A 23,582-nucleotide genomic window follows, 5' to 3' on the forward strand; every position below is an offset into this window, starting at 1 on the left:
GTTGCGCCGAGGTCAGCGCAGGGCGATGAACCGGATGCCGTTGACGGTCAGAGATGTCTTGACGTTCGCAGCGTTGCCTTTGACCACAGCGATGACGTCGGGCTCCGTGAACAGTGGGAGCAGATCGGACGGGATGCCGGGCTTGGGCTCATCGGAACCGATGTCGATCAGCCGCTCCGGGCACCTGGCGAGGTACGCCCCGAGCTTGGGCCAGCGAAGGGTGAGGATGGTCCACAGAGCCGTCTGCTGCTCGTGCGTCTCGTCGTTGTCCAGGTTCACACCTTGCAGAGTCTCGATGCCACGCGCAATGCCGTAGGCGTTGACGAGTCGCTTCATCATGCGGGGGTTCGGATCATCACCCAGCAGCGCGCGGAACGGCTCCAACGTGTGAGTGTCGGCCACCCGCGCCCGTTCGCTGACCATCTCGACTGCCACGAGCTCGCGCCGGGCCTGCACCTCGGCCACGGAGCTTCCTTGGTTCCTGGCGACTTCTCGCCGTACGTCGTCCGGCGGGAGACTACCGAGTTCGCTGGCGGCCGCCGTCCGCGCCGCCTCGAGGTCCGCCTCTCCCGGCACGGACGGCGAGCGCAGAATGCGCCCCCAGAAGGCGTCGATCCGGTCGCGCACCTGCGGCAGACCGGTCGAGATCTGGAACGTCTTCTCCAGGAACAGGTAACCGACCGGCCGGCCGGGCTCTCCGGCCAGGCTGCCGAAGGTCGCGTACTCGCTCGCGTAACTGTCGGCCAGCCAGTCGCGGTCTGCGGCGACCACGTAGGTCACCGGGATCTCGCGGAAGAGTGTCTGGATACCTTCCAGGAGTTCCACCACGTACGGGCTCTTGCACCGGTCCAGGTCGTCGATCATCACCACGATGTCGTGGTGGATCCACTGGGTCAGGTCGGCGAGGTGTTCCTGGACCACACGCATCGGATCGCTGGTGTTGGCGATGAATCGCCTGGCCCCTCTGGCCGATGTGCTGAAGACCCAGCGTCCCATCGCGTGCAGGAGTCCCCAGACGGTGAGCGCCGGTGTGATGATCGCGGCCGCGGTGACGACGAACCCCTTGAACGTGGCCGGCGAGAACAGCTCCTGGTTCCCCGCCCCGCCGAACCAGCCGGCCCGCCACGCGAGGAAGACGAGGCCGGCGACCAGCACCAGCGCCAGGTACCCCGGCCAGCCGCCCTTGGACCGCCAGATCCACTCGCGGATCCGGACGGTCAGCGCCCGGCGCCGGTCGAACGTGTCGAGCTCACGGACCGCGCCGGAGTACAGCGCCCGCATCAGCCACCACCACGGCGGCTCGATGCGCTGATGGCGCCAGGCGTTGAAGTCGACCACCACCGACCGCTTCGCATCCGCGGCCGGATCGTCCTTGCGCAGCTCGGCGGCAAGGAAGTTGAGCACGGACGTCTTCCCGGCACCCCACGGCGCATGCAGGTGAAGGATGAACGCACCCCCACGCCTGGCCTGCGGATCGGGCGCGTGCTTGCTGTTGCGGGTCTCCTCCGTGCGGGCATCCCGGATCCGCCGCGCCAACACCTTCGCAAACCCCTGCCGCCCCAACTCGTCCACCACCGCCGGCCCATCTGTATGCGTCGGCACAGTCTCGACCGGCCAGGACGGCGCAGGAGCCTTGTCTTCTTCGCCGGCGCTCTCTGAGACGTCCTCGAGCGACCACGTGAGGTACTGGTTGCTCAACTGGTCGTACTGCGCTTGATCCCGCACGTAGATCTTGACCGGCAGGGATGGGGCTGAATAGACGGCAGGCGGTGTGTCCTGTCGGGTGACGCCGGCGACGATGGCGTTGAAGGATTCCTCGGCCTCCAAAACGCCCGCGCCGCTACCGAGCAGCGGGAGGCCAAGTGTTCCGCCACGGTCCGACGCGAGCCTGGCGGCCCGGGCGGCGGCCGACCGTACCCACTCCGCCTTCGACCCGACGCCGTCGACGACCACGGCCGCCAGCAGAATGGTCGTCGGCCCCGGCCGTCGCTTGACCTTCCCGTCGGCTTCCCAGGCGCGCACCACCTGTCCCGGTTCCAGTCGACGGGGCATGTCGAGCGTGTAGTCCACCAGTCGCGTGCTGAAATCCGGCGCGATGCTGCCGGACGTGCTGCACGGAATGACGACGACGTCGTCGCGACCGAGAAACAGGTCGCCGAGCACCACTTCGACCGGACCAGCGTGCGCCGTTGCCGATTCCTGCGCGGCCATGGGCTCCCCCTCGTCACACGATCCGCATCCTCCCTCGCAGGTTAGTGCGAACCAGCGACTACGGACAGTGTCAACTGAGGTGCGCCAGCAGGAGGGGGTTGATCACCTCGGGGTGGGAGTAGGTGACGAGGTGGGCGGCGTTCTCGATGATCTCGAGGTGGGCGCCGGGGATGGCGGAGGCGAGCGGGATGACGGTTTCGGGTGGGATGGAGGTGTCTTGTTCGGTGGTGATGAGGAGGACCGGGGCGGTGATGTCGCCGAGTTTGTCGCGCAGGTCCGTCGTACCGAGGGCCTCGCAGCAGGCGGCGTAGCCCTCGTCGGGGGTGTTGAGGAGTTGCTGGCGGAGCGGGTCGACGTCGGGGAAGTCGGGGAGGAACCAGCGCTCCAGGGTCGCGTCGGTGATGGCTTGAGTGCCTTCGGCGCGGACGGTGGCGGCTCGGTCGGTCCACATCTGGGCGTCGTCGGACGGGTTGGACGGCGGACAGAGCAGCGCGAAGCGGTGGAAGCGGTCGGGTGCGTTCTGAGCCAGCCAGAGGCCGACCGCGCCCCCGAGCGAGATGCCGACGTACGACGCCTGGTCGACGCCGAGGGTGTCGAGGAGTTCGAGTACGTCGCCGCCGAGGTCGTCGATCGTGTACGGCCCGGGCGGCGCCTCGGACTCGCCGTGGCCGCGGTGATCGAACGCGATCACCCGGAACCGCTCTGCCAGGACGCTGACCTGCGGCGCCCACATCGCGTGCGTCGTCCCGAGCGAGGACCCGAGCAGAACCACGGGCGCGTCGTCGGGACCGGTCTCCGCATAGTTGAGTCGCATAGGCCCACACTACGGACGCTGCTACTCTCCGCGGCATGACCAAGGGTGTGCCGGGCCTGGAATCTGTCCGCGAACTGGCAGCGGTGGTCCGCGGCGGGTTCGTCGAGAGTCGCCACTTCGGGATCGCGGTCGCGGTCGATCCGGGCGGTACGCCGATCGTCACGGTCGGGGACGTGGACGCGGTGGTGTTGCCCCGGTCCACGACGAAGCCGCTGCAGGCGGTCGGGTGCATCGCGGCCGGCGCCTCGCTGTCGGGTGAGGAGACCGCGATCACGGCGGGCAGCCACACCGGCGAGGACCGGCATGTCGCCGTGGTGGACCGGATGTTGGCGGCCGCCGGGCTCGATCGAGGCGACCTGATGTGTCCGCCGGACCTGCCCCAGGACGAGGAGACCCGGAACCGGTTGATCGCCACCGGCATCGGTCCGTCCCGGGTACTGATGAACTGTTCGGGTAAGCACGCCGCGATGCTCGCGGCAACAGTTGCTACAGGCAACGACACGTCCGATTACCTCGATCCGGCCGGCCCGGTGCAGAAAGCGGTCACCGCGGAGATCGAGCGGTTGACCGGGGCAACAACTGGGATCGTCACCGTGGACGGTTGCGGCGCTCCTCTGGTCGGCGTGCCGCTGCGCGGGCTGGCAGTCAGCTTCGGCCGGCTCGCCACAGCTGCCGAGGGTACGGCGGAACACCAGGTCGCGGAGGCGATGCGGCAGTTCCCGGAGCACGTCGGCGGTCGCGGGCACCAGAACAGCCTGGTGATGCAGGCGCTGCCAGGCGTCATCGCCAAGGGCGGTGCGGAAGGCGTGATCGCGATGGCCGCGCCGGACGGTCACGCGGTGGCGGTCAAGGTGATCGACGGCAATCAGCGGGCCACGACGGCGCTCGGCCTGATGCTGCTGAGCATGTGCGGCGTGGACGTCACCGCCGCCGCGGAACTGCTCGAGGTCCCGGTCCTTGGTGGCGGCCAACCCGTCGGCGCGATCGAACTCCAGCTTCAGCCGGCCCGCCGCGGCCGCTCGTCCTCGCGGTAGCGGGTGCGCGTTAGCGGTAGCGGGTGCGCGTTAGCGGTAGCGGGTGCGCGTTAGCGGTAGCGGGTGCGCGTTAGCGGTAGCGGGTGCGCGTTAGCGGTAGAGGGCCAGGGCGCCGGTGAGGGAGTCGACGGCGGCGCGAGGGCCGTAGAGCCCGACGCCCAGATACTCGACGTCTTCGGCCTTGGTCCCGCTCAGGGTCGCGGACATCTGCTCGTAGGTCCGGGCGCGCTGGGCGATCTGGTGCATGTCGTGCACGGTGACGCCGTCCCGAGCCGCCGCCTGCGCGCGGAGGTCGTGCAGTTGTTCGGCGGTTGCCCGCAGTACCGGAATCGGGTGCGCACACATCCCGGTGTGCGGGTTGCCGGAAGCATCCTCGGTGTCCGGGCCGACCACGTCCTCGTGGTGGTCGCCGAGGGCGACGCCGAGCAGGGCGGCAGTGTTCAGGGCGACGCCGACCGGCGCCTCGGCCGCGATCACCACGACCATCTTGTTCGTCAGCACGCAGTAGAACCTAGCCGCTTGGCCAGGATTCGCACCCGACTACCGAACATCGTTCGGCAGATCTGCGAAACTTCCTGCTATGGACGAACTTGATACGGCGCTGCTGCGGATGCTGCAGAACGACGCGCGCCGGACCAACCGGGATATGGCCGCCGAGCTCGGCATCGCGCCGTCCACCTGCCTGGAGCGGATCCGCGGCCTGCGCGACCGCGGGGTGATCAGCGGCTACCACGCCGAGGTCGACCTGAAGGCGATCGACCGGTCCACCGAGGCGATCATCTCGATCAAGCTCCGCCCGCAGGCGATGGCGGTGGCGACCGCGTTCCAGGACTACGTCAACCAGTTGCCGGAGACGCTGGCGATGTTCATGGTGTCGGGTGCGTCCGACTTCCTCGCGCATGTCGCGGTCAAGGACACCCGGGCGTTGCGCGACCTGGTCCTCGCGCTGGCCAAACGGCAGGAGATCGCCGACATCCGCAGCTCGGTCGTCTTCGAGCACCACCGCCGTACGACGATCATGCCCCTACCGGAGCGCTAACAGCTTGTCCGGATTCGCCTGGACCCGGATGGCGACGATCTGGCCACCGTCGAACTCCAGGTCGAGGACGTGCCGGAACGCCGGCACGCGCACCTCCAGCGCCGGCCCGGTCACCAGTTCGAGCGGTACGACGCTCACCTCGCCGCGCGCGTAGATCCGGCTGAAGAACTTGGCCACCTGCTCCCGTCCGGTCACCGGCTTGCGCGCGACCCGGGGCATGCCGCCGCCGTCACTCCACTCGGTCACCGACTCCTTGAGCATCGACTCGAGCCGGACGAGATCACCGTCGCGCGCCGCCGAGACGAAGTCGAGCAGCAATCGCTGCTGCTCCACCGGTGACGGCTCGAACCGCGATCCCTCGCGCCCGAGCGCCTTGCTCGCCCGCGTGTGCAACTGCCGGCAGTCCTCCGCGGACCGCCCGAGGATCTCCGCGATCTCGTCGTACGGGAGAACGAACGCAGTCCGCAGTACGTAGACCGCACGCTGCGGCGGGGTGAGCCGCTCCATCAGATGCAGTACAGCGAGGGACAGGTCGGAGGTGTCGACCGAGGCGAACGGGTCCGACGGCGCCGGCTCGGGTAGCCACTCCCCCAGATAGCTCTCGCGCCGCGCCTGACGAGTCCGCAGTACATCGATCGCGAGCCGCGTCACCACCCTGGTCAGGTAGCGACGCGGCTCGAGCACCTGCGCGCGGTCCACACCGGACCACCGCACGTACGCCTCCTGCAGCACGTCCTCGGTGTCCTGCCAGCTCCCGAGCAGCCGGTACGCGAGGCTCGCGAGCATGCCGCGCGCCGACTGGAACTCGGGCAGAGTGCTGGTCAAGCGGCGAGCACCGGCTGCTTCCTGCTCGTGATCGTCAGACGGTTCCACAGGTTGATGGTCCCAATCGCGAGGAGCACGTTCGCAGCCCCCTCCTCCCCGAACTGCTCGACCACGCCGTCCCACACCTCGTCCGGTATGCCGGTCCGGCCGAGCAGGGTGACCGCGTCGGTCAGGGCCAGCGCCGCCCGCTCGCGCTCGTCGTAGAAGGAGGATTCCCGCCAGGCCGCCAGCCCGAACAGGCGTTGGGTGCTCTCGCCGTCCTTGAGGGCGTCCGTGGTGTGCATGTCCACGCAGTATGCGCACTCGTTGACCATCGAGGCCCGCACCTTGATCAGGTACAGCACCGTGTGGTCCAGGGCGCCCTGGACGTACTTCTCCAGGCCGAACACGGCCCGGAAGCCGGCCGGCGCGACTTTGCTGATATCGATTCGCTGTTCCATACCGACACGACGGGCGCCCACCGGCCTGACGTGACACCGGCGGCTGTGACTCCGGTCACGCGCCTTTCTTGAGCACCTGCTGGGCCTTGGAGACCGCGGCTTCGGTGGCGCCCTCGAGTTCACCTTCCTGACCGGCCAGCAAGGTGACGGAGACGACGACGTCCTCGACGCCCGTGGTGGCTGCGGTGAACTCCAGACCGCGGCGCGAACCGGAGGTGGCGGTGAGGCGGAAGGCGAACGGGTCCATGCCGAACTGCGGAGCGGAGATCTCCTCGACCTTCATCGAGTAGGTGCCCTCGCCGATCTTCATCGTCACCTTCGGGCAGGAGGTGACCGCCTTCTTGTACGCGTGCTGCAGGTAGGCGACCTCGTCCTTGTTGCCCATCGCATCGATTCCGAAGTCGAGGAACGTCCCCTCCTGTCCGGCCGAGAACGAGCGGTGCGTGGTGGCCTTGGCTCCCGGCGCCTCGGTGGCGTTGAGGAATTTGACCAGCGTCTTGCACTTGCTGCTCGTCGACGAGAACGGCTTCTCGGCGTCGCCGGCCGGTTCGTCCTTCTCCAACTGGTAGCCGTCGGGCAGATCGGCGATCTCGAGCAGCGCCTTGGCGAGCTCGGCCGAGGTGCGCTTGACCGCGACGGCCGGCGTCCCGCTCACATCAGGTGTCTCTGGCGTGACGGTCGGCGTCGGCGTGCTCGCGGCCGGATCCGACTGAGCGGCGTCCTTGTCGTCGCCACCGCAGGCGGTCAGCGACAAGCTGAGAGCGGTGACAAGGACGAGCGGAAACGACCCGCCGCGCCGGAGGCGTGGCATCGATAGAGTCATGGAACTCCCAGAACCTTTGAGGGCCGGGCGGACCCACCGGTGGTCGAGCAGGCAGCAGCGTACCTGACCCGTCAGGTCTCTTCGTGCCAAGCCGGGTGACCCCGGCGCGTCAGAAGCGATGCGAGCGCAGGTGGATGTTCTGGAGTAGACCAATGGCGAGCAAACACGCGAACATCGACGAGCCGCCGTAGGAGACGAACGGGAGCGGCAGCCCGGTGACCGGCATGATTCCGAGCGTCATCCCGATGTTCTCGAACGCCTGGAACGCGAACCAGCACACGATTCCGGTCGCCACCAGCCGGCCGAACGCGTCCCGCGCGTTGATCGCGATCCGCAGCCCCCGCAGCAGCACCAGCGCGAACAGCACGATGATCGCGCCGGCCCCGATCAGCCCGAGCTCCTCCCCCGCGACAGTGAAGACGAAGTCGGTGTGCTGCTCGGGCACGAACGCGTTCTGCGTCTGGCCGCCGTGGAACAGCCCTTGGCCGAACACACCGCCGTTGCCGATCGCGATCCGGGCCTGGTTCACGTTGTACCCGATGCCCTGCGGGTCCTGGGACGGATCCGCGAACGCGATGAACCGGGCCAACTGGTAGTCCTTCAGCACCTGCAACTTGATCGCCAGCGCCGCCACCACCACACCCGCGGTCACCAGTCCAAGCATCCAGCGCTTCGGTACGCCGGAGACCGCGATGATCCCGAACACGATCGAGCCGAGCACCATCACCGTGCCCAGGTCGGGCTGCAGCATCACCAGCACCACCGGTACGGCGGCGACCCCGATCGCCTGCGCGACGTCGACGGTCCGGGCTGTGTCGTGGTGGTCGGTCTCGCCCTTCTCGGCGATCAGCAGCGCCATCCCGACGATCACCGCCAGCTTGGCGAACTCACTGGGCTGGATCGACATCCAGGGCAGCTGGATCCACGACCGCGAACCGTTGATCACGGCACCGACCCCGGGCACCAGGACCAGGATCAGCCCGACGACCGAAGCGGCATACAGGACTGGGGCGAGGATGCGGACCCGGCGGGGGTCGGTGACGGCGGCGCCGATCGCGAGCACCAGGCCGATGGCGAAGTTGAGCGCGTGCCGAAGCAGGAAGGCGTACTGGTTCCCATCGGTCAGCGAGGTCCGCCCGTGGGTCGCGGACCAGATCAGCATCGCGCCGATCGACGACAGCGCGACCACACCGAGCACCAGGACCCAGTCCACGTGCCACACCGTCGACCGCCGGTCCATCCGCGGTCTGGTCCGGATGGGCGTCAGCAGCGCCATCATCGCGACCTCATGGTGTCGGCTGCTTCGGCTGCTCGGCCGGCGGCGTCGGCTTGATGTTGTAGAGCGTCTCGTAGATCTTGCGGACCGCCTCACCACCGGCGCCCGAACCCGTACCGGCCTGGCTGATCATCATCACCACGGCATAGCGGTCCGTGTACGACGCCATCCACGAGGTGGTCTGTTTGCCGTAGACCTCCGCCGTACCGGTCTTGGCCCGGATCTGCACCTGGTCGACCGGGAACCCGTTGAACTTCCAGGCCGCCGTACCGGTCTTGACCGTCTCCTTCAGGGACCGGTCGATATAGCGCAGCGTCGCCGCCGACACCGGCAGCTTCGAGTTCACCTTCGGCTTGATCTCGTGCGGCTTGCCGTTCGCGCCGATCCACGACTGCACGACCCGCGGGGAGTACAGCGTCCCGCCGTTCGACAGTGCCGAGTAGACCGTTGCCAATTGCAGCGGGGTCAGCGTGGTATCGCCCTGGCCGATGGCGAAGTTCACCGCATCGCCGGCGCGGTACTTGTAGCCGTCGACGCAGAACTCACGCGAGAACTGCTTCAGGAACGCCGAGGTCCCGGCCGGCGGATTGTCCGCGAGCTTGCAGTAGTAGTCCTTCTGCGAGTCGTAGTACTGCTTCTTCCACTTGCGGTCCGCGATCCGGCCGCTGACCTCGCCGGGCAGGTCGACCCCGGTCGGCTTGCCGAGGCCGAACTTCTGCGCCATCTCGACCAGCGGGTCGCGGGTGCTGACGTCGCTGGAGTTGCCGCCCTCCTTCAGCCAGAGCGCGTACGCGATCCGGTAGAAGAAGGTGTCGCAGGACAGCGCGAGCGCCTGGTCGAAGCCGATCATCCCGTAGGACGCGGACTCGTAGTTCTTGAACCGGCGGTTGCCGACCTCGAAGTACGACGAGCAGTCCAGCCGGGTCTTGGTGCTGTACCCGGCGCCCATCGCGGCCGCGGTGGTGATCGGCTTGAACGTCGATCCGGGAGCCAGCTGTCCCTGCACGGCTCGCGAGACCAGCGGGGTGCCGGACTTCGTCGAGTACAACGCGTCCAGCTCGCGCTGGGTGATACCGCCGACCCAGACACCCGGGTCGTACGTCGGGTAGCTGGCCATCGCGACGATCCGGCCGGTCTTGGTGTCCATCACGACCGCGGCACCGGAGTCGGCGACGTACTTGCGCTTGGTGATCTTGTCGTACTGCTTCCGCGCGGTCATGATCGCGGTGCGCAGTTGCGCCTCGACCGACGCCTGGATCCGCGCGTCGATCGTGGTCACCAGGGTGGCGCCAGGCACCGGCGCGGTCTGCTTCCGGACGCCGGTGGTGTACCCGACCGCGTCGACGATGACGTCCTTGACGCCCGGCGAACCGCGCAGGAGCTTGTCGTACGTGCGCTCGACACCGGCCCGGCCGACCAGGTCGGAACGGTGCGGCACCGAGTCCTGACCGGCCTTCTCCAGGTCGTCCAGTTCCTCGGTCGTGATCGGTGAGAGGTAGCCGAGGATGTGGGCGGCATTCATCTTGAGCGGTGAGGGATACGCGCGCAGCGTCTGCGATTCCGCGGCGACGCCCGGGAAGTCCTCGCGGCGTTCCATCACCTCGATCGCGACCTGCTCGTTGACGTCCTTCGCCACCGGGATCGGCTGGTACGGCGTACCGTTCCAGCACGCCGGCGGTTTCGAGGCACCGGGCTCACCGCACAGCATCGTCCGCGCCTTGAGGTCCCTCGGCTTCTGGCCGAGCACCTTCGCCAGCCGGACGATCACCACGTTCTGCTGGCTCTCCGGCAGTTTCGCGAGCACCGAACGGTCGACGGTGATGACCAGCGACACCCGGTTGCCGACCAGCGTGCGACCTTGCGAGTCGACGATCGTGCCGCGCGGCGCCGGCACCAGCACCTGACGGGTGTGGTTCTGCGTCGCGGCCTGGGTGTAGTCCGCGTTGGACATCACCTGCATGTACCAGAGCCGCCCGAACAACGTGGAGAACAACGAGAAAACCAGCACGCCGATCACGAACAACCGCAGTCGTGCTTTGAGCGGTGCTTCAAACCCGTCAAAGCTCATGGCAACACCCGGCGCCGTTCTCTGGTAGCGACGACGCGGCCCATGATCCACATGACCAGTGGGATCACCACGATCGCGCCGACCACGTCGTACCCGGCGGCGATACCGAGGCGGACCCCGAACTCACCCCAGTCGACCGACGGGTCGTGCAGCAGCGATCCGGTGGCGCAGTAGATAAAGAGCGACAGCGAGGCCCCGAGCACGACCGTCGCAGCCACGATCAGCGGTCCGACCGGGCTGGTTGACGTCTCACGCCGGATCAGACCGGCCACATACCCGGCGATGGCGAGCGCGAGCGCCCAACGGCCGGCGGTGTGGTCAGCCGGCGGTACGACGTCGAGCAGCAGGCCACCGGTGAAGCCGGCGATCGCACCCCACTCGGATCCACGGGACAGTGCCAGCGCGATGACCACGATCAGCACCAGGTCACAGGTGACCCCGGCGACCGCGATGTTCGACAGTACGGACGTCTGCACGGTGACGGCGACCATCAGGAAGAGGGCGGCCAACCCGATACGTAGTGCGATCACGTCAGTTCCCCTTTCCCTTTGTCACGGAGGTCGTCGGTGTGAGTTGTGCGCGCGGCGTCCGGGCCGGCGGACCGGTCACCACACCCACGGTGTCGATCCGGGTCGGATCGACGTACGGCTTGATGGTCGCTGTGGACCCGAGAGCTCCCTGGTTCGGCGTCACCGAGGCGACCACGCCGATCGGCACGCCCGGCACGTACGGCGCGTTGCCGCTCGAACCCCAGGTGACGATCCGGTCCCCGACCTTCGGCCTGGCCTTCAGGTCGACCAGCTTGTAGTCGAGGGTGCCTCCCACCTCGCCCCGGCCGGAGACGAAGCCGAGCGCCATCGAGGCGTTCAGCCGGCCGCCCACGGTCGAGTTGCGGTCGCCGATCAGCAGCACGGTCGCGGTCGCCTGGGTGGTCCGGACCACCCGGCCGACCAGGCCGTCCCCGTTCAGCACGGTCATGTCGACGTGGACGCCATCCGCCGTACCGGCGTCGAGCGTGACCGTGTGGTTGAAGCTCTGCGCACTGCCGATCCCGATCACCCGGGCAGGGGTGATCGCGTACGCCGGCGCGAGTTTGAGCAGCCGATCCAGCTCGGCCGCCCGGTTGCGGGCGTAGTCGGTGGTGTTCAGATCCTGGTGGAGCTTCTCGTTCTCACTCTTCAGTTTTTCGTTCTCTGCTTTCAACCTATCCATTTCCGCGAAGCGGTCGCGGAGGTTGTCCACAGGCTGCCGGGCCGAGCTCGCGGTCGACTCGAGCGGCCCGAACACACTCGCGGCGGCGTGCCGCAACGGGTCGACCGGCGAGCCGGCCGAGCGACGGGCGTCGAGCACGATCAACGTGAAGCACGCCAGGATCACCAGCACGAGCACGGTCCGCCGACGGCGGACCGTCCCGGGTGTACCCGCCGAGCGGAGCGGCGCCTCGCCGGCCGAGCGGAAGGCGCTCCTGGCCGTCGGAGTACCGAGGTCTTTGAGCATCGGTGGAACCTTAGCGCCGGTTGTCGGTGACCAGGATGCGGTTCAGGGTCTCGATGTTGTCGACACACTTGCCGGCGCCGAGGACGACGGCGTCCAGCGGGTTGTCCGCGACGTGGATCGGGATACCGGTCTCGTGCCGCAGCCGCTCGTCCATCCCCTTCAGCAGCGCTCCGCCGCCGGTCAGGACGATGCCGCGGTCGACGATGTCACCGGCCAGCTCGGGCGGGGTCTTGTCCAGGGTGGCCTTGACTGCGTCGACGATCGCCGTGATCGGCTCCTCGATCGCCTGCCGGATGTTCGACGAGGACACCTTCACGGTGCGCGGCAGGCCAGAGACCATGTCCCGGCCGCGGATCTCGGAGTCCGGCCCGTCGGTGGTCGGGAAGGCCGAGCCGATGGTCATCTTGATCTGCTCGGAGGTGGCCTCGCCGAGCAGCAGCGAGTACTCCTTCTTGCAGTAGTTCACCACCGCCTTGTCGATGGCGTCGCCGGCCACCCGGATCGACTGGCTGGTGACGATGCCGCCGAACGAGATGACCGCGACCTCCGTCGTACCGCCGCCGATGTCGACCACCATGTTGCCGGTGGCGTCGCGGACCTCGAGGTTCGAGCCGAGCGCGGCGGCCATCGGCTCCTCGATGATGTAGACCTTCCGGGCACCGGCCATGTAGCCGGCGTCGCGGACCGCGCGCTGCTCGACCGCGGTGATCCCGGACGGTACGCAGACCACGATCCGCGGCTTGGCGAAGTACCGGCGCCGGTGCACCCGCTGGATGAAGTAGCGCAGCATCTGCTCGGCGGCGTCGAAATCGGCGATCACGCCGTCCTTGAGCGGGCGGATCGCGGTGATGTTGCCGGGTGTCCGGCCGATCATCTTCTTCGCCTCGTGCCCGAACGCGACCGCTTCGCGCGGTTCGTCGGTCCGGGTGGCGACCACCGACGGCTCGTTCAGGACCACACCGCGGCCGCGCACGTAGACGAGGGTGTTCGCCGTACCGAGGTCGACCGCCATGTCGCGGCCGAGCATGCTGTTCGCCATCGCGGCGCCTCCCGCTCGATCCGGTTCTCAGGCTAAGCGCGCGACCGTGGTCGCCGGCGCATCGACACGGGCCCGGGTCCGGATCACCAGGTCGACCGCATACGCATCGTATCCGACCGATGACCAGACGGATGTCTCGGCCCCGAACGGGTTCAACGGCTTCAGGGCAGGTCGGGGAACCAGATTTTGATCTCGCGGTCGGCGGACTCTGGCGAGTCGGAGCCGTGCACGAGGTTCTCGCGGTTGGACAAGGACAGGTCGCCGCGGATGGTGCCCGGGGCGGCCTTGCGGCCGTCGGTGGCGCCGTTCAGGGCGCGGACCACCTCGACCGCCTCGTCACCCTCGAGGACCAGGGCGACCAGCGGGCCGCTGGTGACGAACTCGCGCAGCGGCGGGTAGAAGTCGCGCTCGACGTGCTCGGCGTAGTGCTGGTCGGCCAGGTCGCCGTCGATCGCGCGCAGGTCCATCGCCACGATCCGGAGCCCCTTGGCCTCGAAGCGGCCGAGCACCTCCCCGACCAGGCCACGGCGTACCGTGTCGGGCTTCAGCAGGACCAGGGTGCGCTGCGACATCAGTCAACTCTCTCTCGAAGTAGGTCGGGCGCGCTGAGCCTAACCGGTGTGGGCCTGCTTCGCCGCCTCGATGCGGCGGCCGAGCACGATGGCTGCCACCCAGAACGAGGCGAACGCCAGGCCGAGCACGAACATCACCGGTACGACGAACCCGAGACCGACCGCACCGGCCTGGACCACCCAGCCGAGGGCGTACCCGACCTGACTGCGCAGCAGCCCGGTCGCCACCAGCGCCAGGACGGCCAGCCCGAGGCAGACCGGCAGCGCGACCGCGGGACGGACGTCGGCAATGGAGATCATCACCGGCGTCACCAAGGCGATCACCAGCGACTCGAAAGCGAGCACGATCGACGCCAGTGACCTCATTGCTCGGCCTTCTTCGGCTTGCGGACAAGCAGGGCGCGGGCCTCGCCGGCGGTGATGACGGATCCGGTGATCAGTACGCCGCCGGTGCCGAGGGCGATCGAGTTCTCCTCGGCCAGCCGGATCGCGTCGTCGATCGCGTCGACCAGGTGCGGCCGGACCAGCACCCGGTCCTCGCCGAACACCTCGGCGGCGAGTTCACCGAGTTCCTCGGCCGGCATCGACCGCTCGACGAAGCTGTTCCGGGTGCAGACGACCGTCTCCATGATCGGTTCGTACGCCTCCAGGAGGCCGTACACGTCCTTGTCCTTCATGCAGCCCAGTACGCCGATCAGCGGCTGGAAGGCGAACGCCTCGGACACCGTGGCCGCGGTCGCCTCGGCGCCGTGCGGGTTGTGCGCGGCGTCGACGATGATCGTCGGGCTGTTCCGCACGACCTCCATCCGGCCCGGGCTGGTCACCTCGGCGAAGCCGGCCTGGACGAGCTCGGTGGTGACCCGGCCCTCGGTCTGCGGGCTGGCCCCGAACAGCGCCTCCACGGCGGCGACGGCGGTGGCGGCGTTGTGGGCCTGATACTCACCGTGCAGGGGGAGGAAGATCTCGTCGTACTCGCCGCCCAGGCCCTTGATCGCGATCAGCTGGCCGCCGACCGCCACTGAGCGGGCGGTGACGCCGAACTCGATACCCTCGCGGGCGACCTGCGAACCGACCTCGGCGGCCTTGCGGAGCAGGACCTCGAAGACATCCAGGCTCTGCTGCGCCATCACCGTCGTACCCCCGGGCTTGATGATGCCGGACTTGTCCTGGGCGATGGTCACCGGATCCGCGCCGAGGATGTGCGCGTGGTCGACCGCGACCGGGGTGATCACCGAGACGGTGCCGTCGGCGACGTTGGTGGAGTCCCAGGTGCCGCCGAGGCCGACCTCGATGATCGCGACGTCGACCGGTGCGTCCGCGAAGACGGCGAAGGCCATCGCGGTCATCACCTCGAAGAACGACAGCGGGTGTTCCTGCTCGGCGTCGACCACGTCCAGGTACGGCGCGATCTCGTCGTACGCCTCGACGAAACGCTGCTCGCTGATCGGTTCGCCGTCCAGGGTGATCCGTTCCCGGACCGACTCCAGGTGCGGGCTGGTGAACCGGCCGGTGCGCAGCCCGGCCTCGCGGATCAGGGCGTCGATCATCCGCGCGGTGGAGGTCTTGCCGTTGGTCCCGGTCAGGTGCACCACGGGGTACGCCTTCTGCGGATCGCCGAGCAGCTCGACGAGCCGCTGGACCCGGTCGAGCGTGGGTTCGATCTTGTGCTCCGGCCAGCGCTGCTGGAGGCGTGCCGATACCTCGGCGAAGGAGAGGTCGCTCATCAGACTGCCCAGTCTAGGAGGGCGTGTGGATAACCGGTCGGAAGCACCCCTTGACAACCACTACGATTGTGCGCATGAGCCATACGTCCCGTGTTCCAGACAAGCCCACCCTCGATGGCCTCGAGGAGAAGTGGGCTGCCGTATGGCGGGAGCAGCAGACCTACTCCTTCGACCGGACGGCCGAGCGCGCCGATGTGTACTCCATCGACACGCCGCCGCCGACCGTCTCGGGGTCGCTGCACGTCGGGCACATCTTCAGCTACACCCACACCGACCTGGTCGCCCGCTACCAGCGGATGCGGGGGAAGAAGGTCTTCTACCCGATCGGCTGGGACGACAACGGCCTGCCGACCGAGCGCCGGGTGCAGAACTACTACGGCGTCCGCTGCGACCCGTCGCTGCCGTACGACCCGGACTTCACCCCGCCGGCGAAGCCGGACCCGAAGAAGCAGCTCCCGATCAGCCGGCAGAACTTCGTCGAGCTGTGCGGTGAGCTGACCCACGTCGACGAGCAGGCGTTCGAGTCGATGTGGCGCCGGGTCGGCCTCAGCGTCGACTGGTCGTACCTCTACACCACGATCTCCGAGGACTCCCGCCGTACGTCGCAGCGCGCCTTCCTGCGCAACTTCGCCCGCGGCGAGGCGTACCTGGCCGAGGCGCCGACGATGTGGGACGTCACGTTCCAGACCGCGGTCGCGCAGGCCGAGCTCGAGGCACGCGACTACCCGGGTGCGTTCCACCGGATCGCGTTCCACGGCCCGGCGGGCCCGATCTACATCGAGACCACCCGGCCGGAGCTGATCCCGGCCTGTGTCGCGCTGATCGCGCACCCGTCCGACGAGCGCTACAAGGACCTGTTCGGTACGACGGTCCGCACGCCGCTGTTCGACGTCGAGATCCCGGTCCTGGCGCACGAGGCGGCCGAGCCGGACAAGGGCGCCGGTATCGCGATGTGCTGCACGTTCGGTGACCTGACCGACGTCCAGTGGTGGCGTGAGCTGCAGCTTCCGGTCCGCACCGTCATCGGCCGCGACGGGCGGCTGCTGCGCGAGACCCCGCCCTGGCTGGAAGGCTCCGAGCTGTACGGCGAGCTGGCCGGCAAGACCGTGTTCAGCGCGCGCGAGCTGACCGTCGCGAAGCTCCGCGAGAGCGGCGACCTGGACGGCGAGCCGACGCCGACCAAGCGGATGGCGAACTTCTACGAGAACGGCGACAAGCCGCTCGAGATCGTCTCGACCCGGCAGTGGTACATCCGCAACGGCGGCCGGGACGCGGACCTGAAGGCCGAGTTCATCGACCGGGGCAACGAGCTGGCCTGGGTCCCCGAGCACATGCGACACCGGTACCTGAACTGGGTCGAGGGCCTGAACGGTGACTGGCTCGTGTCGCGGCAGCGCTTCTTCGGCGTGCCGTTCCCGGTCTGGTATCCGCTGGACCACGACGGCGAGCCGGACTACGACCACCCGCTGCTGCCGAGCGAGGCCGAGCTCCCGATCGACCCGACCTCGCAGGCACCGCGCGGGTACGACGAGTCGCAGCGCGGCAAGCCGGGTGGCTTCGAAGCCGATCCCGATGTGATGGACACCTGGGCGACCTCGTCGCTCACCCCGCACATCGTCTGCGGCTGGGAACGGGACAACGACCTGTTCGCCCGCACCTTCCCGATGGACCTGAACACGCACGCGCACGAGATCATCCGGACCTGGTTGTTCTCCCGCGTCGTCCGGGCCCACTTCGAGAACGGCACGCTCCCGTGGGCGCGGTCGATGATCTCCGGTTTCGTCGTCGACCCGGACCGCAAGAAGATGTCCAAGTCCAAGGGCAACGCGATCGTCCCGTCGGAGATCCTGGAGAAGTTCGGCTCGGACGCGGTCAGGTGGCGGGCAGCGATGGCCCGGCCGGGGCTCGACTCGCCGTTCGACGAGTCGCAGATGAAGGTCGGCCGCCGGCTGGCCATCAAGGTTCTGAACGCGTCGAAGTTCGTCCTCGGGTTCGGCGCGACCACAGTGGACGCGTCCGCGGTCACCGAGCCGGTCGACCTGGCGATGCTGCAGCGGCTGCGGTCCGTGGTCGCGGACGCGACGGCGGCCTTCGACCGGTACGACTACACCGGTGCACTCGAGGTCGGCGAGCGGTTCTTCTGGACGTTCTGCGACGACTACGTCGAGCTCGTGAAGGAGCGCGCGTACGGCGGTCAGGGTGAGGCGGCTGCTTCGTCGGCCAAGGCGGCGCTGGCTGTTGCGTTGTCGGTCCAGCTGCGGCTGCTCGCGCCGTACCTGCCGTTCGCGACCGAAGAGGTCTGGTCGTGGTGGCAGGAGGGTTCGATCCACCAGGCCCGCTGGCCGGAGCCGGATGTCGACCTCGCTGTCGCGGCGCAGGAGCCCGAGGTGCTGGACGCGGTCGCCGAGGTGCTCGCGGGGATCCGCGGCGCGAAGTCGGAGGCGCAGGTCTCGATGAAGACCGAGGTCAGCAAGGTCGAGGTCAGCGGTCCGGCGGCCCGCCTGGCGCTGGCCGAGCGGGCTGAGCCCGACCTGCGCGCGGCCGGCCGGATCACCGGCGAGATCGTCTGGAGCCCGGACGAGTCCGCCAACGTCACCGTCGTCGCGACCCTCTGAGGTCATGCTCCAGTTGGCGCCCGTCTCCTTCCGCGGAGGCGGGCGCTACTGTTTCAACTTGAACGACTACGCTGCGAAACCGGCTTTGTTCCGATGTGGAACCATCAGGTCGAACCGCGTGACCGCACAGTCCCGAGGAGCCCCCACATGAGCGACCCCACCACCCCGGACCGCCGCCCGACCTCCGAGGCTCCCAGCACCAACCCCACCCGCGCGGCAAACTCAGCCGAATCGGCAGCAAACCGCAGCGAGGCCCAGTCGAGCTCCCCCAAGTCAACCAAAACCACCACCGGCACAGCTCCCACCTCCCGCGAATCAACCGGAGGAGCAGCCGAGGCGGCGGGAAGCCCCGTCGGCAAGGCAGGGGCTGCCGGCGGACGGGCGGGCGACGGGCGTGCGACCGGCGAGGCCGCGGCGACCGGGAGCACCTCGGCGGGCGCAGCGAAGGCGGGCTCCGAGAACCCCGCGGATGCCAGTGCGGCAGCTGGACGGGCGGGTGACGGCGGCAAGGCCGGCGAGGCTGCGGCGGCCGGGAGTACAGCGGCGGGCGCGGCGAAAACAGGCTCCACCGCGAAGACCGCGGATGCCGACACAGCAGCTGTGAGCGGCGCGGCAGGTGTGAGCGGCACGGCGCGCGAGGGCGCGGCGAAGGCGGGCTCCACCGAGAAGACTGCGGATGCCGGCGCGGCAGCTGTGAGCGGCGCGGCGGAGGGTGGGGACGGCGGTCGGACGGGTGCGGGTGACGACGGCGGTAAGAAGGTCGCTACTGACGACACCGTTGAGATCGGCAAGGTCGACGGTGGTGAGAAGCCGGCGGAGGCTGGACCTCAGGCGGGCGCCGGTGCGAAGGCGACTGAGGGGAAGACGAAGGCTGACAAGAAGCCGTGGCGGCTTCGGATCAAGCGCGGTCCCTGGCTGACAGTTGGCGGAATCGTCGTCGTGCTCGCCGTCCTCGCGACACTCGGCTTCGTGTGGGGGCTGGGGCCGATGAATCGGCTGAACGCGGAGCGGGGGATCACGCCGCCGGCGAAACTCGGTGGGCTCGACCGGATCACCGATCAGGACACTCGTGACCAGCTCCAACTGAATCAGACCCGGGAGCGGCTGAGTCAGATCAACGACGGCAAACAGGTCACGGTGGAGGCGTACGGGAGTATCGAGGGCGACCGCCTGTACATGCTGATCGCGCTGCGCGGGAAGGTCGACATCGACAAGACCGTGGCGGATTCCGGCGCGACACCCGATCAGATCAAGAAGGTCGGCCAAGCCACCTGCGTTGAGACCGGCAACCTGCCGACTCAGTGCTACCGCGGTTCCAACACCCTCACCGTGATCGCTCAGACCGCGAACGAAGACGTCACCGTCGACGCCGTAGGCCCGGTGGCCGAGGAAGCCTTCAACGCGATGAAGTGACTCAGCCCAGGATTCCGGTGATCGCGGTCATCACCGGGATGGAGAGCAGGGTGCTGAGGAGGACTGCGCTGCGGGCCAACGTCCGGCTGGCGCGGTAGTGGACCGCGTAGACGTAGACGTTCTGGGCTGTCGGGAGGGCCGCCAGCAAGGTCGGGGCGATGAGGGCGGGGCCGTGCAGGTCCAGCAGCCAGCGCGCGACGGCGTACGCGGCGATCGGTTGCAGGGCGGTTTTCAGCACGACGGCCAGTACGACGTCCCGCCGGAACGTGATGGAGCCCTTGGTCCCTGCGCTGAGGCTCAGCCCGTAGGCGATCAGGCCGACTGGGACGGCGGCTGCGGCGAGCAGGTCGATCGGGCGCATCAGCAGCGCCGGCAGCTGCACATCGAGTGACGCGACCAGCAACCCCAGCAGCGACGCCACCGTCAGCGGATTCCGCAACGGCCGCGTCAGCAAGGCCCGCAGCGACACCCGCCGCCCGGACCCCTGCCGATCGCCATCGAGTACGGCGAACGCCACCGGCGCCATCACCAGCAACTGGAACAACACGATCGGCGCAACCAGCGCACCATCACCGAGCACATACGCGGCCACCGGCACACCCAGGTTGCCCGCGTTCACGTACGACGACGCCAGTACGCCGATCGTCGCCTCGGACCGGGTACGACGCCAGATCAGCGCCGCCACCACCAGAAAGACGAACTGCACCACGAACAAGCTGGCCACATTGGTGACCAGCACCGCCGAGAAGATCGAGTGCAGATCCGCCCGCGCCACCGTCGTGAACAACAACGCCGGCGTGGCCACGAAGAACGCCAGCCGCGACAGGACCAACTCGTCCTGAGCCCGCAGTACGCCGGTCAGCCCGACGACGTAGCCGAGAACGGCGACCGAAACGAGCGCGACGAAGGCACCAACGACGGCTGACACAGCCGATCAGGCACTCAGCGACTTCGACACGGCCGCGATCGTATACGAAATCGCGCCAGGCCTTTCCTGACGACTCACCCACCGGACACCCCGCGAGCCCTCCCCGGCACCGGCACGAAACCGTAACCTGTCAGATGCTGACGAGTCAGCGGCTGGATCCGAAAGATTCCACCATCGACGAACAGGATGGCCGGCATGACTACTTCCGCGCGACTCCCCCGCGCCGCGGTGATCGCAGCTTCCGTGCTCGCGACCGTGGCCACACTGAGCGCCGTACCGACGGCGTACGCCGAAAGCAGTGCAACCGACGCAACGGTCGCGACCGGGCTGCCGCTCGGCGACCAGGACCTGGCCGAGACCCGGACCAGCGAGACGCTGGCCAAGGGCGTGACGCTGACGAAGATCGTGCGCGGTACCGAGCCCGCGCCGCCCGACCAGATCAACACGACGACGCGCGGTCCGTGGGTGATCAACGTCCTGACCATCGACCCGCGCGAAGCGAAGGGCCGGCTGAAGGCGACGTACGGGCCGGACCTGGCCAAGGTGGAGAAGACCTCGGACCTGGTCCGCACCTCCGGTGCGCTGGCCGGGGTGAACGCGTCGTTCTTCACCTTCACCGCCAGCGTTCTGTACCCGGGTGACCCGGTCGGCCTGGGCATCTTCGACGGCAAGCTGCTGAGCGAGCCGTTGACCGACCCGGCCGAGGCCAATCTGCTGATCGATGCCAACAGCAACAAGGTTCTGACCGGCCACCTGCGCTGGTCAGGCGAGGTCCAGAACCGCGACACCGGCGCTGAACTCCCGCTCGAGTTCGTGAACCACCCGCCGGTGATCCCGACCGCGTGTGCCGAACTGCCCGACCAGACCACGTGCGCGGAGCCGGGTGACGTCGTCCTGTTCACCCCCGAGTTCGCCGCCGCGACCCCGGCCGGCCACGGCATCGAGGTCGTCCTCGACCGGCGCGGCTGCGTCGTCCGGACCGCGACGACCCGAGGCACCAGCCTCACCGCCGGCCAGACCTCCCTGCAGGCCACCGGCAAGGACACCGTCGCCCTCCAGGACGTGGTTGCGAACGGATGCCTCACCAAGGACATCAAGGTGTCGGACCAGAACGGCGAGGAGGTGCCGCTGCGCAACGGCTTGTACGGCGTGACCGGTCGATACCAGCTCACGTCGGGCGGCGAGATCGTCGTACCGGACGGCACCGGAAGCTTCTTCGACCGCAACCCGCGCACGATCGCCGGTACGACGCGGGACGGCAAGATCCTGCTGGCGACGATCGACGGACGGCAGACCACCAGCGTCGGTACGACGATGGACGAGACGGCCGCGGTCGCGGACGCGCTGGGGATGCACGACGCGATCAACCTGGACGGCGGCGGGTCGACCGCGATGGCGCGGCAGGACGGGACCCTGGTCAACCACCCGAGCGGAACCGGTGGAGCCGAGCGGTCAGTCGGTGACGCGATCGTGTTCGTGCCTGGCCGTTAGCTACTGCTCAACGGTCGTGCGACTCTGAAGGAGTGCGACTGCGGTTGCTGCCATTGTTCGTGACCTGCCTGGGGGTGGCCGGGTGTGGCGGCGCGCAGTCGGAGTCCGCGAAGGAGCCGGCCATGACCGCACCCAGCAGCATCACGGTGACCAGCAGGGCGTTCCAGGACGGCGGAAAGATCCCGAAGAAGTACAGCTGCGACGGCGACGACGTATCGCCACCGCTGGCCTGGAAGGGCCTGCCGGTGAACACCGGCGCGGTGGCGGTGGTCGTCGACGACCCGGATGCGCCGCGCGGGACCTTCACGCACTGGGTGCTGCTCGACCTGGAGCCGATCACCACCAGCATCACCGAAGGACAGGTTCCGGCCGGCGCCAAGCAGGCCAACAACTCGGCGGGCAGGCCCTCGTACTTCGGGCCCTGCCCGCCGAGCGGCACGCACCACTACCGGTTCACCGTCTACGCGCTGTCCGAGGCGACCGGCCTGACCGACGGCGCCAAGCTCGACGACGCCCTCCACGCGATCGACTCCAGAACCCTCGCCCGCGGCCGCCTCTCCGGCCTCTACGCGCGATCGCGATAGTCACAGTCCAGTAACTAGGGATTGACGTTTCTGACTACGTAGACACATTCTGACTACGCAGTCAGAACGACTGCCCGGCATTAAGGTGAGGGCCCATGAGCGAGGCGAAACCGGCACCTGACGGCGGACGTACCCGCCGTCCGGGCAGCACGGACGTCGCACGGCTCGCGGGTGTCTCGCAGAAGACCGTGTCCCGGGTCCTGAACGGTGAGCCGTACGTGAAGGAGGAGGTCCGCCTCCGCGTCCAGGCCGCCATGCGTGAACTCGGCTACCGCCGCAACAACGTCGCCCGGGCCCTCAACTCCGGCCGCACCCGGCGGATCGGAGTGGTCTGTCTCGGTACTGCGCTCTTCGGGCCGTCGACCCAACTGGTCGCGCTCGAACGCACCCTGCGCAGTACCGGCTACTCACTGAGCATCGTCAACACCCTCGAAGGTGACACCGGCGGTGTCGCGGGTGCCGTCGACCACCTGCTCGAGCAAGGGGTGGACGGCATCATCGTGTCCGAGCCGATCGACGAAGGTGACAACCAGCCGATCGACCTCGACATCCCGGTGCTCAGCTTCGGGCGGTTCCCCGGACTCAGCGGTCGTTCCACGCTGTACACCGGCGGCGACAACACCAGCGCCGGCCGCCTCGCGACCGAGCACCTGCTCGGCCTCGGGCACCGGACCGTCTGGCACGTCGCCGGGCCGCAGCGCTGGTGGGCGGCCAGGGAGCGGCTCGACGGCTGGCGACAAGCGCTGGCCGCCGCCGGTGCTCCCGAACCGCCTGTCCTGGAAGGCGATTGGCTGCCTGCCTCCGGCTACCAGGCCGGCCGGCAACTGGCCGCGAACGACGAGGTCACCGCGATCTTCGTCGCCAATGACGACATGGCCATCGGCGTCCTGCGCGCGCTCGCCGAGGCCGGTCGAGCTGTCCCCGACGACGTCAGCATCGTCGGGTTCGACGACATACCGTCCGCGGCGTTCCTGACGCCGCCGCTCACCACCGTCCCGCAGGACTTCGACGAGCACGTCGCCCGCGGGATCGCCAATCTGGTCACGGAGATCGAGTCGCCCACCGACGACCGCTCCCCCGCGCCGGAGCCACCACCGCTCCGGCTGGTCATCCGCCACTCCACCGCCGCTCCGCGCGGGCGGAGCAGCAGCCACAGCTGAAACGCCCACGTCCGCCGGGCCTTGCCGAC

The 23,582-nt window shown here is 68.6% G+C and carries 22 protein-coding genes; 7 read left to right on the forward strand and 15 right to left on the reverse strand.

Features of this window, described 5'->3' with window-relative positions; translation table 11 throughout:
• Positions 1 to 12: 12 nt before the first annotated feature.
• Together EV652_RS03815 and pcaD are read right to left on the reverse strand one after the other, a co-directional pair.
• Positions 13 to 2,211 (reverse strand): KAP family P-loop NTPase fold protein, encoded by a 2,199-nt coding sequence (locus EV652_RS03815; RefSeq protein WP_132207506.1) that lies wholly within the window; start codon positions 2,209 to 2,211, stop codon positions 13 to 15.
• A 70-nt stretch (positions 2,212 to 2,281) separates the two neighbouring features.
• Positions 2,282 to 3,025 carry a 3-oxoadipate enol-lactonase gene (gene pcaD / locus EV652_RS03820; RefSeq protein WP_132207507.1) on the reverse strand — a complete coding sequence of 248 codons (744 nt, stop codon included), beginning with the start codon at positions 3,023 to 3,025 and terminating at the stop codon, positions 2,282 to 2,284.
• Positions 3,026 to 3,060: 35 nt separating this feature from the next.
• Between pcaD and EV652_RS03825 the strand changes: the two genes are divergently transcribed.
• Positions 3,061 to 4,059, forward strand: coding sequence for an asparaginase (locus tag EV652_RS03825; RefSeq protein WP_132207508.1), 999 nt, complete (start codon positions 3,061 to 3,063; stop codon positions 4,057 to 4,059).
• A gap of 90 nt (positions 4,060 to 4,149) precedes the next feature.
• On the opposite strand, the gene EV652_RS03830 is transcribed toward EV652_RS03825, so the two are convergent.
• Positions 4,150 to 4,560 carry a DUF2000 domain-containing protein gene (locus EV652_RS03830; RefSeq protein WP_132207509.1) on the reverse strand — a complete coding sequence of 137 codons (411 nt, stop codon included), beginning with the start codon at positions 4,558 to 4,560 and terminating at the stop codon, positions 4,150 to 4,152.
• A gap of 79 nt (positions 4,561 to 4,639) precedes the next feature.
• Here EV652_RS03830 and EV652_RS03835 point away from each other — a divergent pair, with 79 nt between their 5' ends.
• Positions 4,640 to 5,098, forward strand: a complete 459-nt coding sequence (locus EV652_RS03835; protein ID WP_132207510.1) for an Lrp/AsnC family transcriptional regulator — start codon at positions 4,640 to 4,642, stop codon at positions 5,096 to 5,098.
• Here the strand turns inward: EV652_RS03835 and EV652_RS03840 are convergent.
• The 11 genes from EV652_RS03840 to EV652_RS03890 form a co-directional block, all read right to left on the reverse strand.
• The gene (locus tag EV652_RS03840; RefSeq protein WP_199237981.1) at positions 5,084 to 5,971 is read right to left on the reverse strand and encodes a sigma-70 family RNA polymerase sigma factor; all 888 of its coding nucleotides are present in this window, start codon (positions 5,969 to 5,971) and stop codon (positions 5,084 to 5,086) included. The two genes, EV652_RS03835 and EV652_RS03840, sit on opposite strands and share 15 nt — an antisense overlap.
• Positions 5,920 to 6,363 (reverse strand): carboxymuconolactone decarboxylase family protein, encoded by a 444-nt coding sequence (locus EV652_RS03845; RefSeq protein WP_132207511.1) that lies wholly within the window; start codon positions 6,361 to 6,363, stop codon positions 5,920 to 5,922. The genes EV652_RS03840 and EV652_RS03845 overlap by 52 nt, the downstream gene beginning before the upstream one ends.
• Positions 6,364 to 6,418: 55 nt before the next feature.
• On the reverse strand, positions 6,419 to 7,186 hold the full coding sequence (locus tag EV652_RS03850) for a hypothetical protein (protein WP_132207512.1): 768 nt from the start codon (positions 7,184 to 7,186) through the stop codon (positions 6,419 to 6,421).
• Positions 7,187 to 7,295: 109 nt separating this feature from the next.
• Positions 7,296 to 8,465, reverse strand: coding sequence for a rod shape-determining protein RodA (gene rodA, locus EV652_RS03855; protein ID WP_242001532.1), 1,170 nt, complete (start codon positions 8,463 to 8,465; stop codon positions 7,296 to 7,298).
• A 7-nt stretch (positions 8,466 to 8,472) separates the two neighbouring features.
• Positions 8,473 to 10,530 carry a penicillin-binding protein 2 gene (gene mrdA, locus EV652_RS03860; protein WP_132207513.1) on the reverse strand — a complete coding sequence of 686 codons (2,058 nt, stop codon included), beginning with the start codon at positions 10,528 to 10,530 and terminating at the stop codon, positions 8,473 to 8,475.
• Positions 10,527 to 11,060 carry a rod shape-determining protein MreD gene (gene mreD / locus EV652_RS03865; protein WP_132207514.1) on the reverse strand — a complete coding sequence of 178 codons (534 nt, stop codon included), beginning with the start codon at positions 11,058 to 11,060 and terminating at the stop codon, positions 10,527 to 10,529. Before mreD ends, mrdA begins: the two co-directional genes overlap by 4 nt.
• 1 nt (position 11,061) lies before the next feature.
• Positions 11,062 to 12,027, reverse strand: coding sequence for a rod shape-determining protein MreC (gene mreC / locus EV652_RS03870; RefSeq protein ID WP_132207515.1), 966 nt, complete (start codon positions 12,025 to 12,027; stop codon positions 11,062 to 11,064).
• Positions 12,028 to 12,037: 10 nt separating this feature from the next.
• A complete protein-coding gene (locus tag EV652_RS03875) occupies positions 12,038 to 13,066 on the reverse strand; it encodes a rod shape-determining protein (protein ID WP_132207516.1) in 1,029 nt (342 codons plus the stop codon).
• Positions 13,067 to 13,227: 161 nt separating this feature from the next.
• The gene (ndk, locus tag EV652_RS03880) at positions 13,228 to 13,638 is read right to left on the reverse strand and encodes a nucleoside-diphosphate kinase (RefSeq protein WP_132207517.1); all 411 of its coding nucleotides are present in this window, start codon (positions 13,636 to 13,638) and stop codon (positions 13,228 to 13,230) included.
• 39 nt (positions 13,639 to 13,677) lie between these two features.
• Entirely contained in the window at positions 13,678 to 14,004 is a 327-nt protein-coding gene (locus EV652_RS03885; RefSeq protein ID WP_132207518.1) for a DUF4233 domain-containing protein, read from the reverse strand.
• Positions 14,001 to 15,362, reverse strand: coding sequence for a bifunctional folylpolyglutamate synthase/dihydrofolate synthase (locus tag EV652_RS03890; protein WP_132207519.1), 1,362 nt, complete (start codon positions 15,360 to 15,362; stop codon positions 14,001 to 14,003). The genes EV652_RS03885 and EV652_RS03890 overlap by 4 nt, the downstream gene beginning before the upstream one ends.
• 74 nt (positions 15,363 to 15,436) lie before the next feature.
• Here EV652_RS03890 and valS point away from each other — a divergent pair, with 74 nt between their 5' ends.
• Positions 15,437 to 17,977 carry a valine--tRNA ligase gene (valS, locus tag EV652_RS03895; protein ID WP_132207520.1) on the forward strand — a complete coding sequence of 847 codons (2,541 nt, stop codon included), beginning with the start codon at positions 15,437 to 15,439 and terminating at the stop codon, positions 17,975 to 17,977.
• 147 nt (positions 17,978 to 18,124) lie between these two features.
• Positions 18,125 to 19,390 carry a hypothetical protein gene (locus tag EV652_RS45080; RefSeq protein WP_242001533.1) on the forward strand — a complete coding sequence of 422 codons (1,266 nt, stop codon included), beginning with the start codon at positions 18,125 to 18,127 and terminating at the stop codon, positions 19,388 to 19,390.
• Position 19,391: 1 nt separating this feature from the next.
• Here the strand turns inward: EV652_RS45080 and EV652_RS03905 are convergent, their stop codons facing one another.
• Positions 19,392 to 20,318 carry an AEC family transporter gene (locus EV652_RS03905; protein ID WP_132207521.1) on the reverse strand — a complete coding sequence of 309 codons (927 nt, stop codon included), beginning with the start codon at positions 20,316 to 20,318 and terminating at the stop codon, positions 19,392 to 19,394.
• A gap of 195 nt (positions 20,319 to 20,513) precedes the next feature.
• On the opposite strand from EV652_RS03905, the gene EV652_RS03910 reads away from it, so the two are divergent.
• From EV652_RS03910 to EV652_RS03920, 3 genes are all read left to right on the forward strand, one after another.
• Entirely contained in the window at positions 20,514 to 21,809 is a 1,296-nt protein-coding gene (locus tag EV652_RS03910) for a phosphodiester glycosidase family protein (RefSeq protein WP_199237982.1), read from the forward strand.
• Between the two features lie 122 nt (positions 21,810 to 21,931).
• A complete protein-coding gene (locus EV652_RS03915; RefSeq protein ID WP_132207522.1) occupies positions 21,932 to 22,393 on the forward strand; it encodes a YbhB/YbcL family Raf kinase inhibitor-like protein in 462 nt (153 codons plus the stop codon).
• Between the two features lie 95 nt (positions 22,394 to 22,488).
• Complete coding sequence (locus EV652_RS03920; RefSeq protein ID WP_132207523.1) at positions 22,489 to 23,553, forward strand: LacI family DNA-binding transcriptional regulator; 1,065 nt, start codon at positions 22,489 to 22,491, stop codon at positions 23,551 to 23,553.
• Positions 23,554 to 23,582: the final 29 nt, after the last annotated feature.

The organism is Kribbella steppae (assembly GCF_004342025.1).
GTDB lineage: Bacteria > Actinomycetota > Actinomycetes > Propionibacteriales > Kribbellaceae > Kribbella > Kribbella steppae.

Bases quoted from the DNA above. Each gene is read 5' to 3' on its own strand.
- EV652_RS03815 (WP_132207506.1), bottom strand. From the start codon at position 2,211: ATGGCCGCGCAGGAATCGGCAACGGCGCACGCTGGTCCGGTCGAAGTG.
- pcaD (WP_132207507.1), bottom strand. From the start codon at position 3,025: ATGCGACTCAACTATGCGGAGACCGGTCCCGACGACGCGCCCGTGGTT.
- EV652_RS03825 (WP_132207508.1), top strand. From the start codon at position 3,061: ATGACCAAGGGTGTGCCGGGCCTGGAATCTGTCCGCGAACTGGCAGCG.
- EV652_RS03835 (WP_132207510.1), top strand. From the start codon at position 4,640: ATGGACGAACTTGATACGGCGCTGCTGCGGATGCTGCAGAACGACGCG.
- EV652_RS03845 (WP_132207511.1), bottom strand. From the start codon at position 6,363: ATGGAACAGCGAATCGATATCAGCAAAGTCGCGCCGGCCGGCTTCCGG.
- EV652_RS03850 (WP_132207512.1), bottom strand. From the start codon at position 7,186: ATGACTCTATCGATGCCACGCCTCCGGCGCGGCGGGTCGTTTCCGCTC.
- rodA (WP_242001532.1), bottom strand. From the start codon at position 8,465: ATGATGGCGCTGCTGACGCCCATCCGGACCAGACCGCGGATGGACCGG.
- mrdA (WP_132207513.1), bottom strand. From the start codon at position 10,530: ATGAGCTTTGACGGGTTTGAAGCACCGCTCAAAGCACGACTGCGGTTG.
- mreC (WP_132207515.1), bottom strand. From the start codon at position 12,027: ATGCTCAAAGACCTCGGTACTCCGACGGCCAGGAGCGCCTTCCGCTCG.
- EV652_RS03875 (WP_132207516.1), bottom strand. From the start codon at position 13,066: ATGGCGAACAGCATGCTCGGCCGCGACATGGCGGTCGACCTCGGTACG.
- ndk (WP_132207517.1), bottom strand. From the start codon at position 13,638: ATGTCGCAGCGCACCCTGGTCCTGCTGAAGCCCGACACGGTACGCCGT.
- EV652_RS03885 (WP_132207518.1), bottom strand. From the start codon at position 14,004: ATGAGGTCACTGGCGTCGATCGTGCTCGCTTTCGAGTCGCTGGTGATC.
- EV652_RS03890 (WP_132207519.1), bottom strand. From the start codon at position 15,362: ATGAGCGACCTCTCCTTCGCCGAGGTATCGGCACGCCTCCAGCAGCGC.
- valS (WP_132207520.1), top strand. From the start codon at position 15,437: ATGAGCCATACGTCCCGTGTTCCAGACAAGCCCACCCTCGATGGCCTC.
- EV652_RS45080 (WP_242001533.1), top strand. From the start codon at position 18,125: ATGAGCGACCCCACCACCCCGGACCGCCGCCCGACCTCCGAGGCTCCC.
- EV652_RS03910 (WP_199237982.1), top strand. From the start codon at position 20,514: ATGACTACTTCCGCGCGACTCCCCCGCGCCGCGGTGATCGCAGCTTCC.
- EV652_RS03915 (WP_132207522.1), top strand. From the start codon at position 21,932: ATGACCGCACCCAGCAGCATCACGGTGACCAGCAGGGCGTTCCAGGAC.
- EV652_RS03920 (WP_132207523.1), top strand. From the start codon at position 22,489: ATGAGCGAGGCGAAACCGGCACCTGACGGCGGACGTACCCGCCGTCCG.